This is a genomic window from Sphingomonas sp., from assembly GCF_031361285.1.
Classification (GTDB): domain Bacteria; phylum Pseudomonadota; class Alphaproteobacteria; order Sphingomonadales; family Sphingomonadaceae; genus Sphingomicrobium.
In genome coordinates this window covers 1-2,271 of record NZ_JANMCO010000010.1, presented here as the reverse complement: position 1 = coordinate 2,271, position 2,271 = coordinate 1, and the positions used below count along the sequence as shown (strand labels likewise).

Below are 2,271 nucleotides of genomic sequence, written 5' to 3'. Positions count from 1 at the left end.
GGTGTCCAAGGTCCACCGCCAGGCTGAGCGGCAGATTGCCGAGGGGCGGCACATCCTGTTCATCGGCCACGCCGGCCATCCCGAAGTCATCGGCACCTTCGGCCAGGTCCCGGAGGGCTCGATCACCCTCATTGAGACCGTGGCCGATGTCGCCCGGATCGCGGTTGCCGACCCGGCCAATCTGGCGTTCCTGACCCAGACCACGCTGTCGGTCGACGACACCGCCGCCATCGTCGATGCCTTGAAGGCCCGGTTTCCAGGGATCGAGGCGCCGCGCAGCGAGGACATTTGCTACGCGACCTCGAATCGCCAGGCGGCGGTCAAGGCGATTGCTCCCCAGTGCGAAAAGATGCTGGTGATCGGCGCCCCCAACAGCAGCAATTCGCTGCGCCTGGCCGAAGTCGCCGAGCGCCTGGGCGTGCCGTCGCGGCTGATCGAACGGGCGACCGACATCGACTGGGACTGGCTTGGGCGCCCAAGCACGCTCGGCGTCACCGCCGGCGCCTCGGCGCCGGAGCTCCTGGTGCGCGAAGTGATCGACGCGCTGCGGACGCGGTTCGAGGTGACCGAGGACCAGGCCGAGCATGCGGCCGAAGGGATGAGCTTCAAGCTGCCGCGGGAGCTGGTCGCCTGACTGCGCCGGGCGAACTGCCGAAGGTCGAGATCTTCACCGACGGGGCGTGCCGCGGCAACCCCGGCCCGGGCGGCTGGGCGGCGTTGATTCGCACGGTTCCATCAAAAGGAACCCGCGCGCGCGAGCGCGAGCTGTCGGGCGGCGAGCCGCTGACCACCAACAACCGGATGGAGCTGGTGGCCGCCATCGAGGCCTTGAACGCGCTCACCAGGCCATGCCGGGTGAGCCTGACCACCGACAGCGTCTACGTCCGCGACGGCATCACCCGCTGGATCCACGGCTGGCAGCGCAATGGCTGGCGCACCGCCGACCGCAAGCCGGTCAAGAACGCCGATTTGTGGCAGCTGCTATTGGAAGCCGTCGCGCGGCACCGGATCGAATGGCACTGGGTCAAAGGCCACAGCGGCCATCCAGAGAACGACCGGGTAGACGATCTCGCCTGCGCGGCGGCGGACGCTCAGCGCTAATGTCCGCATTCGACCCAAAGCGGACATTAGGCAGGTCGATGCTCGAAAGGTGCGGCCGAATTCGACGAAGATCGCGCCTACCTATTAAGTTTTTGGGTCGAGGCCAGTGCCCCCTTAATCCTACGGCACGGTCCCAGTTGAGCCGCATGGAGGTCAGGGCACGTTCCCGCTCCTCAGGAAGAAGAAACCCGGCGGCAATTTGTGCTTCGGCAGCCCTCTCAGCCGCTCGCATATAGCCACCGAGGCCACCATAACGTTCACTAACCGAGGGTCGCGGATCGCCCGAGCGTGCACGGTCGGCCTGCGTTACCGGAAACGGGATAAAGGCACCTTGTAGCCCCGACAAAATGCCGAAAGGTTCTGTTCCACTATTCTGGTGGTTCCAAGCCGTGTAGGTTCCTAGTGGCACCGACATCGCCATGCCGCGCCATGAGCCCAGCTCATTCCCATCATCATCTACTTGCGGAACGAGCAGCGGGTAACGCGGCCCCAACTGCGGTGGTTCTGACATGACGCCTTCGCTGCGGTATGCTGGTCCAAAGCGTAGCTGCCAGACTGGCGGCGGACCGGCGGGCACGACAACATTCGGTAGCTTGGGAAAGTGGAGAGACGCAGGCGGGACTAGGGTGTCGCCAAGCCGCGGGTATCGCGAAACCGGCGGCGCGGCCTGACCCGTTATCCACCTGTCTAGGGCAATGAGCAAAGCCGGCAGCGCCAACGAAAGGTCACTGTTGTCATTGTATGGCAAATCGGCAGCGGTAGCCTTTTCGAGGAAGATGGTGTGGCGACGAGCCCCGTGTGGAGTGCCCGCAAAGGCGTAAGTTCGCGTCCCCTCAGCCTCCAAGAGCGCGCGTCGGCCATCAGTACTAGTGTGTAGTAGCGATCCTGCGCGTGCCCAATATTCCGAACCGCTTAGGATATGGAAGATGCGTGGTTGCACTTTATCGCGCCGGACCCGATCCAGTAGCCCCTCTTGGCCGCGTCCGTCGATGTCTGTCGTTGGAAGGTCTGAAAACGGATAGAGATCGACCGCCCGAAGGACACTGCCAACTGAATTTCCTGCCTGGCCAGGAAGGGCATAGCGGTGGTTGAACGAACCCCGACCTGCGCCTCCGGCGGTGTCCATTACGCCATCCAAGGCCCGCCGTTTTCGCACGTCTGCGTTGAAGC

General features: G+C 64.3%; 3 protein-coding genes. 2 read left to right on the top strand and 1 reads right to left on the bottom strand.

Annotated features, from left to right (window positions below; translation table 11 throughout):
• The coding region (ispH, locus tag RMO25_RS00345) for a 4-hydroxy-3-methylbut-2-enyl diphosphate reductase (protein WP_309660612.1) at positions 1–634 on the top strand (634 nt) is incomplete at its 5' end.
• Positions 631–1,101, top strand: a complete 471-nt coding sequence (gene rnhA, locus RMO25_RS00340; protein ID WP_309660613.1) for a ribonuclease HI — start codon at positions 631–633, stop codon at positions 1,099–1,101. The genes ispH and rnhA, both read left to right, overlap by 4 nt.
• On the opposite strand, the gene RMO25_RS13820 is transcribed toward rnhA, so the two are convergent.
• Positions 1,025–2,257 carry an alpha/beta hydrolase domain-containing protein gene (locus RMO25_RS13820; protein WP_405051806.1) on the bottom strand — a complete coding sequence of 411 codons (1,233 nt, stop codon included), beginning with the start codon at positions 2,255–2,257 and terminating at the stop codon, positions 1,025–1,027. The genes rnhA and RMO25_RS13820 overlap by 77 nt on opposite strands.
• Between the last annotated feature and the right edge of the window lie 14 nt (positions 2,258–2,271).